Below are 12,922 nucleotides of genomic sequence, written 5' to 3'. Positions count from 1 at the left end.
TGAGTTCTGTGTGGAGTGTCGGCGCGTCAGCGCAGGCCCAATTTGCTGGTGCAGGACGGCCACGCACCCCAGCCCTGACCGGCGCGGACCTTCTCGCCGATCGCGATCTGCTGTTCACGTGATGCGAGGTCGGCGCGCGCTGCGTACTGACCGCCGCCGAATGCTTCCCAGGTGCTCTGGGTGAACTGAAGTCCTCCGTAGAAACCGTTGCCCGTGTTGATGGCCCAGTTTCCGGTCGCTTCGCACTGAGCAATGGAGTCCCACGTCGACGCGTTGGACACAGCGGGCGCGGAAGTCTGCTTGGTTCCGACCTTCACCACTGCTGCGACCGGTTCCTTGATCACGGTCGCGGACAGTTCGGTTCGTCCGGCCTCGACGCCGTTGACGGTCTTGACCTCGACGGTGGCCGTGCGCTCGCCGGCAACACCCGGGTTTTCGACGACGGTCTTGTCCTTCTCGAGCTCGGGATCTTCGACCTTGTTCTCGGGCGGCGCGATCGGCTGCGTCTCGACGCGAGTGTCCGTGCGGTCGCGGGTGACCTGAATTGTCAGGCCGTTGGTAACGGGTGTGTCAGCGGTGGGAACCACCGAGTCGGCCTGCTCGAGCGGCGCATTCTTGGCCGCGAGAAGATCACCGACGGTCACGGCGGCGAGCTTGATCTCGGCCGCCGGAGCACCACCGTCGCTGACGCTGACGGTCTTCGGGCTGACGACGTCGAGCTCGGTGCGTTCGAGGGGCAGACGATGCGAGCGCGAAGCCGAGACTGCGAAGTCGTCGGAAACATCTACCTGCTTCAATGCCTCGTCGACCGTCAATGCCGTGGTCCAGATGGTCGTCGGCTGACCGTCCACGGTCAGCGCCAACTCACGGGCACGGCGCAGTACGACGGTATCGCCGTCGGACAGCGAGGAATCGGCGCTCGGAGCGAGCGCGTCTTTGGGATCGACCGGGTATCCGGCGTCCTCGAGAGCGGTACCGACGCTGCTCGACATCGTGGACAGCGAAATCATGTCGCCGTCGACGTCGAGGGTGATCGTCTTGTGCCGAACCACGGCGAGCGCACCTCCGACAATGAGCGTCAGAAGCAACGCACCCACCACTGAATAGAGAAGTGGTGACTTCGTGGAGTTGATCTTGGCAAAAGGCGACACAGGAAATCCCAAGGCAGACGACGTTCGATCACAATACGGTAACGACCGAGCGTTGTATCGGCAACCAAATCACAACGAAATGCGACTTTTGTCACGGAACGGCAACGGCGTGTCGTGTGTTCTGCACTTTCCGGCTCCGATACCCGTGTATCGATTCAGCTCTGGGCGCAGTATGTTCTCGTCTGGTTCAAAGCAGTCCGGCGATCCCGGGCGCGACAGAAGAAAGCTGGGCGATAGTGCGAAGAAGATTCGACAGACCACGTAATGCCAGGTGGCCGATCCTGGCCATCCTGCTGGCGCTGATCGCAGCGCTGTTCGCCCCCGGAATCGCGAGCGCGCAACCCGGTCGCACCTACACGATCGCCACCGATCTGACATTCGCCCCGTTCGAATTCGAGAACGAAGACGGCAAACTCGTCGGCATCGACATCGATCTCCTCAACGCGATCGCCGAGGACCAAGGTTTCAAGGTCGACATCAAGCAGCTCGGCTTCGACGCTGCGCTTCAGGCCGTGCAAGCCGGGCAGGCGGACGGCGTCATCGCCGGCATGTCCATCACCGACGCCCGCAAGCAGGTTTTCGACTTCTCCGACCCGTACTTCGAGTCGGGCGTGCAGATGGCGGTCCTCGAGACCGACAACGACGTGAAGTCGTACGAGGATCTGAAGGGCAAGCGCGTCGCGGTCAAGAACGGCACCGAGGGCGCCAGCTTCGCCGAGTCCATCAAGGACCAATACGGCTTCACCACAGTCTATTTCGCCGACTCCGCCAGCATGTACGACGAGGTCCGCACCGGAAACTCCGTCGCAGTCTTCGACGACTACCCCGTCCTCGCCTACGGCATCACCCAGGGCAACGGCCTCAAGACGGTCACCGAAAAAGAGGTGGGTGCGAGCTACGGCTTCGCAGTCAACAAGGGCCAGAACGCCGAACTGCTCCAGATGTTCAACGCTGGACTGCAGAACCTGCGCGACGACGGCCAGTACGACGAAATCGTCTCGACCTACCTCGGTCAGGGCGCGTCGACGTCGGACAACTCCATCATCGGGTTGATCAAGAGCACCTATCCCCAGCTCCTCAAGGGCCTGTGGTTGACGATCGTTCTCTCGGTCGTCTCGATCGCGATCGCTCTGGTCCTGGGTGCGATCTTCGGTCTCTGCCGCGTGTCCACCAACATGTTCGTCCGAGGTATAGGCACGACCTACGTCGACATCTTCCGCGGCACACCGCTGTTGGTGCAGGCGTTCTTCATCTACTTCGGCATCCCGGCAGCCCTGCATTTCCAGATGTCCGCCTTCACCGCAGGCATCATCACGCTCTCGCTCAACGCCGGTGCGTACATGGCTGAAATCGTCCGCGGCGGCATCTTGTCCGTCGACAAGGGACAGATGGAGGCGTCACGAAGCCTGGGCATCAGCTACATGAAGTCGATGCGAAAAGTCATCATGCCGCAGGCAATTCGCACGATGATCCCGTCGTACATCAACCAGTTCGTCATCACCCTCAAGGACACGTCGATCCTGTCGGTCATCGGACTCGCCGAGCTCACTCAGACAGGGCGCATCATCATCGCGCGCAACTTCCAGTCGTTCAACATGTGGCTGATCATCGGCGTCATGTACTTCATCATCATCATGGCGCTCACCAAGCTGTCGAACCGCCTCGAGAAGAGGATCAACAAGTGACCGAAACAGCCGTCAACATGGGCAAGTCCGACACCGAGGTCAAGATTTCGGTCAAGGGACTGAAGAAGTCGTTCGGCGACAACGAGGTCCTCAAAGGCCTCGACGTCGACATCAAGAGCGGTGAAGTGGTCTGCGTCATCGGGCCTTCCGGTTCGGGTAAGTCCACCTTCCTGCGCTGCCTCAACCGCCTCGAAGACATCACCGCCGGCTCCGTGCGCGTCGACCAGTTCGACCTCACGAACAAGGACGTCGACATCGACAAGGTGCGCCAGCACATCGGGATGGTGTTCCAGCACTTCAACCTGTTCCCACACATGAGCGTCGTCGAAAACGTGATGCTCGCCCCGGTGCAGACCGGGCGATCGACCAAGGATCAGGCTCGCGAGATCGCCGTCAAACTGCTGGGCCAGGTCGGTCTCGCGGAGAAGGCAGATGCCAAGCCCGCCAGCCTGTCCGGTGGGCAGAAGCAACGTGTGGCCATTGCCCGCGCACTGGCGATGAGCCCGGACATCATGCTCTTCGACGAGGCCACCAGCGCCCTCGACCCGGAGATGGTGGGAGAGGTTCTGCAGGTGCTTCGTGACCTCGCAAAGCAGGGCATGACCATGGTCGTCGTAACCCACGAAATGGGCTTCGCCCGTGAGGTTTCCGATCGAGTCATCTTCATGGCCGATGGATACATCGTCGAAGAAAGCAAGCCGGAGAACCTGTTCGGCAACCCCCAGCAGCAGCGCACCCAGGACTTCCTGGCGAAGGTCCTGTAGGGGCAAGCCCCCTGTGCGCCTTTTTGGTAGTGGGGACTACCGGAAAGGCGCACAGGTGGTGGCCAATTCGACGACAACGGCCGTCTCCATCCAGCCACGCCGACCGGCAACCAGCGACGACATTCCGCGAAAATGTGGTGGGACCTTCTCGACTCGAACACGATCGGTGCTTCCAGGCACCAACACCCAGTGTCTGGGTTCTTGTTCGACAAATTCGCCGCGCTCGAGTCGGATCGAGAGAACGATCCCGGCAGTAGGTTCCACGTCGTCGGGAAAGATTCCTCCATGAACCGACCCGTCGAACCACAACGAGTCAGGTATCGGGTGCAAAGCCCACGAAGATTTTTCGCCGACCACCGGCAACGGTGCACAGCACTCGAATTCCCACGTTTCGATGCGGACTGTGACCACGTTGTAGTCATTCATCTGAAATACCCCGCGCAGTAGACGGACCGGGACACGACGATCCCGGGCGCGGAGTTACCTGTCGAACCAGAATAGCGTCAGAGCTTGTAAACGCGCTCCGCTGTCGCCGTGGACGCTGCTGCCAGCGCCTGCGGATCCTCGCCGCGTATGTCTGCGAGTGCACGCACTGTGTATGGCAGGCAGTACGACTCGTTGGGCGCCCCGCGGAACGGGTGCGGCGTCAAGAACGGCGCATCCGTCTCGACGATCAGCTGATCCGACGGCACCAACAGCGCGGCCTCACGCAGCGCCTTCGCATTCTTGAAACTCACGGTTCCCGAAAAACTGAGCACATACCCGGCGTCGATGCATGCCCGCGCCATCTCCGAATCCGAGGAGAAGCAGTGGAACACCACTGTCTCCGGCGCGCCTTCCTCGTGCAGCACCCGCAGCAGATCCTGATCGGCTTCGCGATTGTGAATCATCAGCGTCTTACCGAGACGCTTCGCCAGATCGATGTGCCACCGGAAACCGTCGACCTGCTCCTCGATCGTGGCGCACCCTTCGAGCTTGCCTGGCCAGTAGAGATCCAGCCCGGTCTCCCCCACCGCGACGACCCGCGGATTGGACGCCAACCGTTCGATCTCGGCCCTGGTGTCGGCATCCAGGACGTTCGCCCTGGTCGGATGGATTGCGACGGCTGCGTAAACCCTCGAATCCCAGTTCGCAGCGTCGACGGCAAAGCGTGCAGCATCGAGGTCGTCGGCCACCGTGACGACCCGTCCGACGCCGACGGCCTCGGCTCGATCGACTATTTCGGCCACGGTCGCAGCGTCGTGTGCGCCACACGCGTCGAGGTGCGTATGGGCGTCGATCAGAGGCGACAAGGGCTCAGGGGCATCGGGGGCGGGACGGTCTTTGCTCACGCCCGATAGAGTAAGCCCACCATGACTGTGCCTGCCTCACCCTCCCAGACCCCGCGCCCGGACTCCGCCGCCCCGGAAGGCGCGGAACGATCGCCGTTCTACATCACGACTGCGATCGCGTATCCCAACGGCGCTCCGCACATCGGCCACGCGTACGAGTACATCTCTTCGGACGCGCTCGCCCGCTTCAAGCGCTTGGACGGTCATGAAGTGTTCTTCATGACCGGTACCGACGAGCACGGTCTGAAGATGCAGCAGACAGCGATCAAAGAGGGCATCGACGTACGCGAACTCGCGGCTCGAAACTCCGACGTGTTCCAGAACCTCGACAAGGTCCTGAACATCTCGTACGACCGGTTCATCCGCACCACGGACGCTGATCACCAGGTCGCCAGCAAGGCGATCTGGGAGAAGATGGCCGCATCGGGCGACATCTACCTCGACACGTACTCGGGTTGGTACTCGGTTCGGGACGAGGCCTTCTACACCGAATCCGAGACCACGCTTCTGGAGGACGGCACCCGTCAGTCCACCGAGACCGGCACCCCGGTGGAGTGGACCGAGGAGTCGAACTACACCTTCCGTCTCTCGGCGTACGGGGAGCGTCTCCTCGCGCTGTACGAAGAGCACCCCGAATTCATCGCCCCCACAACACGCCGCAACGAGATCGTCAGCTTCGTCAAGGGCGGCCTCAAGGACATCTCGATCTCGCGCACCACGTTCGACTGGGGCGTCAAGGTCCCGGGCGACCCGGACCACGTCATGTACGTCTGGGTAGACGCCCTCACCAACTATCTGACCGGTGTGGGTTACCCGAACGTCGATTCGGAGGAGTTCAAGAAGTTCTGGCCCGCGAGCCTGCACATCATCGGCAAGGACATCACGCGGTTCCACACCGTGTACTGGCCGGCATTCCTCATGTCTGCCGGCATCGAACTGCCGGAGCGGGTGTTCGTCCACGGCTTCTTGTACAACAAGGGCGAGAAGATGTCGAAGTCCGTCGGCAACGTCGTCGACCCCATCGCGATGGTCGATCAGTACGGCCTCGACGCCGTCCGTTTCTTCTTGCTCCGCGAGATCTCGTACGGTCAGGACGGCAGCTACAGCCACGAAGCGATCGTGACGCGCATGAATGCTGATCTCTCGAACGAACTCGGCAATCTCGCGCAGCGTTCGCTGACGATGGTCGCGAAGAACTGCGACGCCCAGGTACCCACCCCCGGCGAGTTCACCGAGGACGACCTGGCGATGCTGGCATCGGCGGATGCCCTGCTCGCCAAGTGCCGCAGCGAGTTCGACGTGCAGGCTCTACACCTCGCGCTGGAAGCCATCTGGGGCGTGCTCGGCGAGACCAACCGGTACTTCTCCAAGCAGGAACCGTGGGTTCTGCGTAAGACCGATCCGGCACGCATGGCGACGGTTCTGTACGTGACGCTCGAAGTGGTCCGTATCGTCGGGCTTCTCGTTCAGCCGGTGATGCCCGACGCGGCGTCACGCATCCTCGATCTGCTCGGCCAGAGCGAAGAGAACCGACAGTTCGCCGACATCGCGGTACGCATCGACGCGAACCGGAAACTGCCTGCTCCGGCGCCAGTTTTCCCCCGCTTCGTCGAGGAATGAGCTAAGCGAGAGTGCCGCACGTGGGGTCCGAGATATCCGGTTACAGGCGGATGTGTCGGACCCCACGTGCACACTCCAGCCATGACGACGAATAGAACATACATTCGAACCAGCGCTTCGGCGCAGACACTGCCATGGAACGGAGCGCGGGTGTCCACTCAGGAGGTCAGCCCTCAATCCGTTTCCGCGGTGCGAGATCTCGTTTCCGAACTGTCCGCGGCGTACGACCGCGGATGGCAGCCGGCGGATCTGATTCATCTGGCGCGTCGAAGCAAAGAAGCGTCCGACGCCGATCTCGCCGCCACCACCATCCTGTTCGATGCGAAAGCGTCGCGCGCCTCCGATCGCGCACCGCTCGAATGGGTGGGGCAGTTGCAGACGATCGGCGAGCAGTATGCGAAGTCTCGACGCATCGCTTCTCGAATCACCGTGGACGACGACGTTTTTCGCTCCCTCGCCGCCGGCCTTCTGTTCCAGGATCCCTACTTCCTTGTTTCGCAAATCGTCGACGTCGCGCGATCGTGGATGCGCCTACCTCAGTGGACGGTGTTCCTCGCGCCACCATCCACCTGGCCGTCGCAACGGACCGACACCACCTATGCCGGCGTCGGTGATACCGAGGTCGACGCCAAGGTACTCAAGCGAATTCGTGGATTACTCGCCAAAGCGGAAGCCACCAACTTCGCGGAAGAAGCCGAGATTTTCACCGCGAAGGCTCAGGAGTTGATGACCCGGTACGCCATCGATTCCGCGCTGCTCCACTCTCGCGCCGGGGTCACCGACACATCCGTGAATGCCCGACGCATTCACATCGAGAACCCGTACGTGAAGGAAAAGGTTCACCTCCTGACCGAGATCGGCGAATCGAATCGAGTCAGGACTGTCTGGTTCAGCGACATTGCACTCGCGACCGTCGTCGGCACTCCGGTCGACCTTCAGCAAGTCGACATGCTGTTCACTTCCTTGCTCGTACAGGCAACCCGTGCAATGCAATTCGCCGACTCGAGCAATCGTGGCGGCTCACGCACCACCTCGTTCCGCAAGGGATTCCTGGCCGGGTTCGCCAGCCGCATCGGACACCGCCTGCGTGACGCCGGCACCAAAGCCACCGCCGAAGCGGCCGACGCGGCATCGATGGACGTCGCGGATCTTCTGCCGATCCTGGCCACCACTTCCGAGGCCGTCGACGCCGAATTCGATCGATTGTTCCCGACAACCCGCAAAACTCGCGGACGGTCCGTCGACGCCGAAGGCTGGCACGCCGGCCAGGCTGCAGCCGACGACGCCAACCTGCGTCCCGGCGCACCCGCCGTGAACCGCTCCCGCTAGTCCTTTCGAGCGGCCAGTACCGTCTCGTACAACTCACGCTTGGAGACTCCGGCCGTTGCGACCAGAGCACACGCGTCCTTCAATCGTGCTCCCCCCTCGACCAGCCTTTCCACCTCGTCGACCAGATCGGCAGGATCAGATGCCACCAGTACTGCGCCTTCGAGCACCACCGTGATCTCTCCGCGAACGCCCTCGGCCGCCCAAGTAGCTAACTCTCCGAGAGTGCCGCGCTTCACTTCCTCGTAGGTCTTGGTCAATTCCCGGCACACGGCCGCGCGGCGATCGGGCCCGAGAACTTCCACCGCATCTGCGAGGCAGTCGGCAAGGCGATGGGGTGCTTCGAAGAACACACACGCTCGCTGCTCGGTTGCCAGGGCCGAAAGCCAGGTCTTGCGCTGCCCCTGCTTTCGCGGCGGGAATCCGTCGAAGCAGAACCGCTCCACCGGCAAACCCGAGAGTGCCAGCGCCGTCGTGACCGCCGACGGGCCCGGGAGACACGTGACGGCGAGGTTCTCGGCTACGCAGGCGGCAACGAGGCGATATCCGGGGTCACTGACAGACGGCATGCCTGCATCGGTGACCAGCAGGACGGTCTTGCCTTCGGCCACGTCGGCGACCAACGCGGGCAGCCGCGAAATCTCGACCTGGTCGTAGAAACTGACGATCTTCCCGGTGATGGTGACGTCGAGCGCGGACGCCAGAGACTTGGTGCGTCGTGTGTCCTCCGCAGCGACGACGTCGGCGGTTGCGAGAGCAGACCGAAGACGCGGGGACGCGTCACCGACATCTCCCATGGGTGTTGCGGCGAGTACCAAACGACCAGTCATACCTGACAGCCTACGATTGCCAGGTGACTGTGCAGACGGACGAGCGGCCAACGCCCGCCACGAGCGATCGGGTAGTGCGTAGTCCCGGCCCGCTGGTACCGGATCCTGATTTCGGCCCGACCGACAGATTGCGCGGCTGGATCGTCACCGCTTTCATCACCGCCATCGCGGCGATCACCCGCTTCACGATGCTCGCCTACCCGACCGACGCCGGCACACCTGTATTCGACGAGAAGCACTACGTTCCGCAGGGCTGGCAAGTTCTGACCGGCGGTGGCATCGAGGACAATCCCGGTTACGGATTGGTGGTGCACCCGCCGATCGGTAAGCAGATGATCGCGATCGGCGAAGCACTCTTCGGTTACAACGGTTGGGGGTGGCGATTCTCGTCAGCCCTGGTCGGGACGCTGATGGTCCTGCTGATCATCCGGATCGTCCGCCGCATGACGCGGTCCACGCTGATCGGGGCGATTGCCGGAATCCTGCTCATCGTGGACGGCGTCACCTTCGTCTCCTCACGCCTCGGGATGCTCGACATCTTCCTGGCATTCTTCGTCCTCGCCGCCCTCGGATGCCTGGTGGTCGATCGCGACCAAGTCCGCGAACGAATGGCGAAGGTGTACGAGGAAGGTCGAATCGGCGATTCCGCCTGGGGTCCACGGCTGGGTTTCCGGTGGTGGAGGTTCGGCGCCGGCATCCTGCTCGGTCTGGCATGCGGAACCAAGTGGTCCGGCATGTACTTCATTCTGTTCTTCGGATTGCTCAGTGTTGCCTTCGACCTGTCAGCGCGCCGCGCATACCGCGTGCAGCGCCCCTGGGTCGGCACCGCAGTTCGCGACATCGGTCCGGCTCTGTATGCGCTGGTGGTCATTCCGCTCGGTGTGTACCTCGCGAGCTACTGGGCCTGGTTCACCAGCGAGACCGGCGTGGACCGTCACGCCGTCGGTAACGAGATCGGTGAGGGCGGCACGTGGAGCTTCATTCCCTCCGCACTGCGTTCACTCTGGTACTACAGCGGAAACGTTCTCCAGTTCCATGCCGGTCTGACCAACTCCGCCGGAAACCACCACCCGTGGGAGTCGAAACCGTGGACGTGGCCGATGGGGCTACGACCGATGCTCTACTACTACGCCGACGGCGAGCAGGTCACCGGTTGCGGGGCCGCCAGCTGCGTCAAGGCCGTGATGCTGATCGGCACACCGGCGATGTGGTGGCTGGCACTACCGATGTTGGCGTGGGCGATCTGGCAGACGTTCGTACGCAGGGACTGGCGATACGCCGTGGTCCTGACGGGCTACGGCGCCGCTTACCTTCCGTGGTTCGCGACGCTCGACCGCCAGATGTACTACTTCTACGCAGTTGCACTCGCCCCGTTCATGGTCATGGGATTTGCGCTGGTCCTCGGCGATGTTCTGGGCAAGGCGAGCGCGTCCGTCGAGCGTCGTACCACCGGACTTCTTGCGGTCAGTCTGTACATCGGTCTGGTCGTGGCCAACTTCGTCTACCTCTGGCCGATACTCACCGCCATGCCGATCACGCCGGAATCGTGGCAAAACCATCTGTGGCTGCCTAGCTGGAAATAGAGAGACGAAGGAGGCACCGAACCTGGTTCGGTGCCTCCTTCGCTTCACGATTACTCTGTCGGCTTACCGACGCGACGTCCCCGCCTCGGGCGTAGGAGAGCACGTTTCTGCTCCTTCGCCGCAATGATGATCGGGTCGTGCGAAAGATCCTTGTACAGCGAGAAGCACAGTCCGATCATGACCAGCACGAACGGCGCCGCAGCGATGATCGTCATGGTCTGCAAGCCGTCGAGCGCTTCGGAGCCACCGGTCCACAGCAGAAGCGCTGCGACGCCACCGGTCAACATGCCCCAGAAGACCACAACCCAGCGACTCGGTTCGAGCGTTCCGCGCTGCGAGAGCGTCCCCATCACCATCGACGCAGCGTCTGCGCCGGAAACGAAGAACACTGCCACGAGCAGCATGACGAGGACAGTCGTCACTCCGGCCAACGGCAGATTGTCGAGCATGCCGAACAGTTGAGCCTCTTCCGAGCCTCGGCCGGACAAGCCGATTCCGTCACGTTCCTCGCCGATGCCTGCGCCGCCGAAGATCGCGAACCAGAGCAAGCTGACAGTCGTGGGAACGGCGATGACGCCGACGATGAACTGGCGGATCGTGCGGCCGCGGCTGATGCGTGCCAGGAACATGCCGACGAACGGCGTCCAAGACACCCACCATGCCCAGTAGAAGATCGTCCACGACGAAAGCCACGCGCCCGTTTCAGGATTCGACGACGCACCCGTGCGGGCGGACATCTGGGCGAGGTCGGAAACGTATGCGCCAATGGTCGTCGGGAGCAGATTGAGAATCAGCACGGTCGGCCCGAGAACGAACACGAACAGCGCCAAGATCAGCGCGAGCACCATGTTGATGTTGGAGAGCCACTGAATTCCCTTGGCCACACCGGAAACTGCCGAAGCGACGAATGCCAGGGTCAGCACCGCAACGATGGCCACGAGCAGGAATACGCCGGCTTCTTCCATCCAGCCGACTACCTCGAAACCGGAGCCGATCTGAAGTGCGCCGAGCCCCAAAGATGCTGCGGTACCAAAAAGTGTGGCAAAGATCGCCAGGATGTCGATGACCTTGCCGATCGGCCCTTCGGCCTTGCGACCGAGCAACGGAATGAAGGCCGAACTGAACAGTTGCTTGCGTCCTCGGCGATACGACCCGTATGCAATGGCAAGGCCCACAACGGCATACATCGCCCAAGGATGAAGACCCCAGTGAAACATGGTGGTGGCCATGGCAGTTCCGACGCCACCGTCGGTGCCGGGAGGCGGAGTCACGTAGTGCGCAAGCGGTTCCGCGACACCGAAGAACATCAGGCCGATCCCCATGCCGGCGCTGAACATCATCGCGATCCAGCTGACGGTTCGGAACTCGGGCTTCTCACCGTCCTTGCCCAGCGGAATGTCGCCGAATCGACTGACCGCGAGGTAGATGGAAAACAGCACGAAAGCCGAAGCTGCGAGTACGAAGAGCCAGCCGATGTTCGTCACCAACCAGCCGAGAACACTTCCGGTTACCGAATCGAGGTTGTCGGGAGCTACGAGGCCCCACACGACAATAGCCAGCACCGCGGCAGCCGCCACGGAAAACACCACGTAGTCGGTCCGAACGCCTACTCGAGTAAAGCCCGTCTCCGGGCGCTCTTCGTTGGCCCCGGAATCTTGTTCGGATCGATCAGATTTCGTCACCATAGATGACTACGTTCGTCACTTTATGGGCCAAAAGCAAGCCGGAAGGCGGGCTCAACGTCCGTTGAACCCGCCTTCTCACCCCGATCAAGCTGGGGTTTTAACCCAACCGTTGCCCTTGCCGATCAATCCGTCGATGCTGATGCGTCCTGCGCCGATCACAGCGATCAAGAGCGATCCGACACCGAGTGCGACGACGAGTTCGTAGCCACCGTTGTCGATGAAGACACCCTTGTCCGCGTGCACGATGAAGAACGCGCCGACCATGTCGAGGAACAGCAGAGCGCCGACGAGCGGGGTCAACAGACCCGCGATGAGCAGGATTCCGCCGCCGAGTTCGATGGATGCAGCCACAACCGCAGAAATCTTGGGGAGCGGGGCGCCCATCCCTTCAAACGCGGCCTGCGTTCCGGCGATCTTGTAGGTGAAGAACTTCTGCCAACCGTGGGCGATGAAGATGATCCCGAGGCCGACACGGGCGATGAGGAGTCCGAGGTCACGAGCAATCGACGAATTCATGAGCCAAGACTGACAGCTTTAAGTTGAAGCGTCAACTTAAACATTGTGTCATGCACCTCTCAATGCCGACTCCACCATGGCGACGATCTCACTGTCGGAGTACCCGAGCGAGCGGACCCTATGCGCAAACGCGGTCGCCGCCTGCTCGGCCTGCGCCTGCACCGGATCGGTCCCCGAAGCGATGAATGTCCCTTGCTTTCCCCTCGTTTCGATGATGCCCTGATCGCTGAGCGCGCGATAAGCCTTCGCGACGGTGTTGGCCGCCAATCCCAGCTCCGAGGCCAACGCTCGCACCGTCGGGATCTTGGTTCCCGCGATCAATCCGCCACCGTGAACCTGCTCGATAATCTGTTGCCGCAGTTGGTCGTACGGAGCTGTGGAGGAATCGTGTTCGATTGCGATCTTCATCGTCACCCTCGTCGTATCTTCTC

Annotated in this window: 12 protein-coding genes; 5 read left to right on the top strand and 7 right to left on the bottom strand. The window is 62.0% G+C overall.

What is annotated here, in order from left to right:
• Positions 1-26: 26 nt before the first annotated feature.
• Complete coding sequence (locus CPI83_RS08420; RefSeq protein WP_019744700.1) at positions 27-1,151, bottom strand: resuscitation-promoting factor; 1,125 nt, start codon at positions 1,149-1,151, stop codon at positions 27-29.
• Between the two features lie 236 nt (positions 1,152-1,387).
• Here CPI83_RS08420 and CPI83_RS08415 point away from each other — a divergent pair, with 236 nt between their 5' ends.
• Complete coding sequence (locus CPI83_RS08415; protein WP_020908609.1) at positions 1,388-2,836, top strand: amino acid ABC transporter substrate-binding protein/permease; 1,449 nt, start codon at positions 1,388-1,390, stop codon at positions 2,834-2,836.
• Positions 2,833-3,600 carry an amino acid ABC transporter ATP-binding protein gene (locus CPI83_RS08410; protein ID WP_097387075.1) on the top strand — a complete coding sequence of 256 codons (768 nt, stop codon included), beginning with the start codon at positions 2,833-2,835 and terminating at the stop codon, positions 3,598-3,600. Before CPI83_RS08415 ends, CPI83_RS08410 begins: the two co-directional genes overlap by 4 nt.
• A gap of 36 nt (positions 3,601-3,636) precedes the next feature.
• On the opposite strand, the gene CPI83_RS08405 is transcribed toward CPI83_RS08410, so the two are convergent.
• Positions 3,637-4,026 (bottom strand): DUF6578 domain-containing protein, encoded by a 390-nt coding sequence (locus CPI83_RS08405; RefSeq protein WP_020908611.1) that lies wholly within the window; start codon positions 4,024-4,026, stop codon positions 3,637-3,639.
• A gap of 77 nt (positions 4,027-4,103) precedes the next feature.
• Positions 4,104-4,931: a TatD family hydrolase gene (locus CPI83_RS08400; RefSeq protein ID WP_047888456.1), complete on the bottom strand. Its 828-nt coding sequence runs from the start codon at positions 4,929-4,931 to the stop codon at positions 4,104-4,106.
• 21 nt (positions 4,932-4,952) lie between these two features.
• Here CPI83_RS08400 and metG point away from each other — a divergent pair, with 21 nt between their 5' ends.
• Together metG and CPI83_RS08390 are read left to right on the top strand one after the other, a co-directional pair.
• On the top strand, positions 4,953-6,551 hold the full coding sequence (gene metG / locus CPI83_RS08395) for a methionine--tRNA ligase (protein ID WP_020908613.1): 1,599 nt from the start codon (positions 4,953-4,955) through the stop codon (positions 6,549-6,551).
• Between the two features lie 81 nt (positions 6,552-6,632).
• Entirely contained in the window at positions 6,633-7,880 is a 1,248-nt protein-coding gene (locus CPI83_RS08390; protein WP_232816884.1) for a DUF2786 domain-containing protein, read from the top strand.
• Here the strand turns inward: CPI83_RS08390 and rsmI are convergent.
• A complete protein-coding gene (rsmI, locus tag CPI83_RS08385) occupies positions 7,877-8,707 on the bottom strand; it encodes a 16S rRNA (cytidine(1402)-2'-O)-methyltransferase (protein WP_019744707.1) in 831 nt (276 codons plus the stop codon). The two genes, CPI83_RS08390 and rsmI, sit on opposite strands and share 4 nt — an antisense overlap.
• A 23-nt stretch (positions 8,708-8,730) precedes the next feature.
• Between rsmI and CPI83_RS08380 the strand changes: the two genes are divergently transcribed.
• Positions 8,731-10,290 (top strand): phospholipid carrier-dependent glycosyltransferase, encoded by a 1,560-nt coding sequence (locus tag CPI83_RS08380; protein ID WP_024487795.1) that lies wholly within the window; start codon positions 8,731-8,733, stop codon positions 10,288-10,290.
• Between the two features lie 50 nt (positions 10,291-10,340).
• Here CPI83_RS08380 and CPI83_RS08375 read toward each other — a convergent pair whose 3' ends face one another.
• The 3 genes from CPI83_RS08375 to CPI83_RS08365 all read right to left on the bottom strand — a co-directional run bounded on the left by CPI83_RS08375 (position 10,341) and on the right by CPI83_RS08365 (position 12,899).
• Positions 10,341-11,975, bottom strand: a complete 1,635-nt coding sequence (locus tag CPI83_RS08375; protein ID WP_019744709.1) for a BCCT family transporter — start codon at positions 11,973-11,975, stop codon at positions 10,341-10,343.
• An 84-nt stretch (positions 11,976-12,059) separates the two neighbouring features.
• Positions 12,060-12,491, bottom strand: a complete 432-nt coding sequence (locus tag CPI83_RS08370) for a DoxX family protein (protein WP_020908616.1) — start codon at positions 12,489-12,491, stop codon at positions 12,060-12,062.
• Positions 12,492-12,539: 48 nt separating this feature from the next.
• A complete protein-coding gene (locus tag CPI83_RS08365) occupies positions 12,540-12,899 on the bottom strand; it encodes a GntR family transcriptional regulator (RefSeq protein ID WP_097388142.1) in 360 nt (119 codons plus the stop codon).
• Positions 12,900-12,922 lie beyond the last annotated feature (23 nt).

This window comes from Rhodococcus sp. H-CA8f (genome assembly GCF_002501585.1).
In the GTDB taxonomy this organism is placed as follows: domain Bacteria; phylum Actinomycetota; class Actinomycetes; order Mycobacteriales; family Mycobacteriaceae; genus Rhodococcus_F; species Rhodococcus_F erythropolis.
Note: the sequence above shows the minus strand (reverse complement) of the source record. Positions and strands in the feature narration are given on the sequence as shown.

Coding starts and splice junctions, on each gene's coding strand:
- CPI83_RS08405 (WP_020908611.1), bottom strand. CDS start 4,026: ATGAATGACTACAACGTGGTCACAGTCCGCATCGAAACGTGGGAATTC.
- metG (WP_020908613.1), top strand. CDS start 4,953: ATGACTGTGCCTGCCTCACCCTCCCAGACCCCGCGCCCGGACTCCGCC.
- CPI83_RS08390 (WP_232816884.1), top strand. CDS start 6,633: ATGACGACGAATAGAACATACATTCGAACCAGCGCTTCGGCGCAGACA.
- rsmI (WP_019744707.1), bottom strand. CDS start 8,707: ATGACTGGTCGTTTGGTACTCGCCGCAACACCCATGGGAGATGTCGGT.
- CPI83_RS08375 (WP_019744709.1), bottom strand. CDS start 11,975: ATGGTGACGAAATCTGATCGATCCGAACAAGATTCCGGGGCCAACGAA.
- CPI83_RS08370 (WP_020908616.1), bottom strand. CDS start 12,491: ATGAATTCGTCGATTGCTCGTGACCTCGGACTCCTCATCGCCCGTGTC.
- CPI83_RS08365 (WP_097388142.1), bottom strand. CDS start 12,899: ATGAAGATCGCAATCGAACACGATTCCTCCACAGCTCCGTACGACCAA.